Source organism: Paenibacillus puerhi, assembly GCF_009846885.1.
Lineage (GTDB): Bacteria > Bacillota > Bacilli > Paenibacillales > NBRC-103111 > Paenibacillus_G > Paenibacillus_G puerhi.
The window spans coordinates 1-1491 of sequence record NZ_WUWM01000088.1; the positions used below are offsets into that span (position 1 = coordinate 1).

At 59.1% G+C, this 1491-nt stretch carries 1 protein-coding gene and 1 pseudogene; both read right to left on the reverse strand.

Annotated features, from left to right (window positions below):
* Nucleotides 1–453: pseudogene (locus tag GSF01_RS29100) on the reverse strand (hypothetical protein); the annotation flags it as partial.
* A gap of 30 nt (nt 454–483) precedes the next feature.
* Nucleotides 484–1491 (reverse strand): efflux RND transporter periplasmic adaptor subunit (locus tag GSF01_RS29105; protein WP_159888763.1); only part of this gene is annotated, 1008 nt, incomplete at its 5' end.

Consider the following 1491-nt stretch of genomic DNA (forward strand, 5'->3'; position numbering starts at 1 on the left):
CGGCGTTTCCTTCTTCGGATAGACGTAATAATCGACATCCGTCCAGTTCACCTGCGTCAGCGTGATCTCGTCCGTCCGGTCGATCACCGCCAGGTAGCTAAGCTCGGTATTTGCCTTTGGCTGCAGCGATTTGGCATTGTCGGCGCTTGGCTTCAGCGTATATTCGACGCCCTCGCTGGTCTGGACGCGAACCTCGTAATCCGGTACGCGCGTGATCGTCGTCCCGTTGTTTTTCATCCGCACGATCACGCCCAGACGCGTTCCCCCGTCCACGCGCTCGTTCAGCGCGCCCTTGAGTTCGACATCCAGCCGATCGGTCAGCTTATACGATACGGATGACGGCGCTGCGATCTCGGCCGGGGGAGCTTCGGCCGCATACGCGGCTAGCCCCGAGCTGAGGAGAGAGACAGAGATGACGACGGATGCTGCGGTCATTTTCAGTTTGTTATTCACTTGGTTTCCTCCTGTCAAGTCCGCTCTGACCTACTTGGCGAGCTGTACTTTTTCTTTGTCTTTGAGTTGGTTTTGACCCGATATGATCAGCTGCTCGCCTTCCTTCACGCCGGAGAGCACCTCTTGGATCGTTTCGTTCAAGCGTCCGAGCTGGACCTTGCGCTTCTCGGCCGTGTCCCCGACCAGCACAAAGACGTACGTGTCGCCGCCTTCGCGGACGACGCTCAGCGTCGGCACCGTAACGACGATCTGATCCGGCTCTTCCGTCAGCAAAATTTGCGCCTTCGTGCCCGGTCTCAGCTTGCGGTCCGGATTCGGCACTTCAAGCTCCAGCGCATACGACTTGGACTGCGCGCCGACGACGTCGGCCAAGTAGTTGACTTTGGCCTTGGTCTTGTCGGCAGAGCCCGGCACGTAGAAGGTCAGCTCCGTCTTGCCGCGTACGAGTGCCGCTGCCTCTTCTGTCAGCTCGGCCTTGATCTTGACCGGATCGAGCTGCTGGATCGTGCCTGCGGGACTGCCCGGATTCAAGGTCATCCCGACTTCGACCGGCAGATCTGTCAACACCCCGCTGACCGTCGCCTTTACGTCGGTGTTGCTCAGGCTGCGGTCCAGCTCCCGCAAGGAGACATTCGCCGTCTGCAGCCCCTGCTCCAGCTGGGAGAGGGCGTTGGTGCTTTCCAGCGTCTTCTGCTTGCTCCGGGTGCCCTCCAGGTCCAGCTTCATATTGTTCAGCTGCGTCTCTGTCTGCTCCAGTTGAATCTTGGTTACCAGACCGAGGTCGTAGTCGTTCCGCAGCTTGCTGTAGTTCTTCTCGGCATCGGCGAGAGATGCCTCTAGCTTCGCAATGCCGTTAGCCATATCCTGCTTGGCGTCGGCCAGCTCCTTACGGGCTTTATCCATCTGCTCGCGGGTGCCCGCTACCGAGATTTGCGCCTTTTCCTTCTGAATCTGCAGGTCAGTCGGATCGATGCGGAACAGAATGTCGCCCTGCTCGACGAACTCGCCGCGTTTTTTCAAGACCTGGAGCACATCCCC